We start from the raw sequence: 314 nt of genomic DNA, 5'->3' as shown, positions 1-314 counted from the left end.
CTCTTTACCTTGTATTCGCAGCCATGAGACCAAAGAGATTGAACGAAAAATGTTCCACAAAATAGATCAACTCTTTACTGAAGGTAGAGAGCAAGGGGTGTTTAAGCCTCTAGAAAACCCTGTTTTAGCAGCACTTAGCTTAGAAGTCAGTGTCACGCTGGCCCGTAAGCAATCTCTTGGATATTACCAACTTGATAAAAAAGCCATTGAAGCGGCGATTGAAGCAAGTTGGGATGCGATTATTACACACTAATTTGGAGTTCTAACTAGAATGAAAAAGTGGACTTTCTTCATGTTACTCATCGCTGTACTAC

1 pseudogene is annotated in these 314 nt (G+C 40.4%); it reads left to right on the top strand.

Annotated features, from left to right (window positions below):
• Positions 1-253, top strand: a pseudogene (locus AB4496_RS29535) (TetR family transcriptional regulator); the annotation flags it as partial.
• Positions 254-314: the final 61 nt, after the last annotated feature.

This window comes from Vibrio sp. 10N.222.46.A1 (genome assembly GCF_041473595.1).
Taxonomy (GTDB): Bacteria; Pseudomonadota; Gammaproteobacteria; order Enterobacterales; family Vibrionaceae; genus Vibrio; species Vibrio tasmaniensis_A.
Note: the sequence above shows the minus strand (reverse complement) of the source record. Positions and strands in the feature narration are given on the sequence as shown.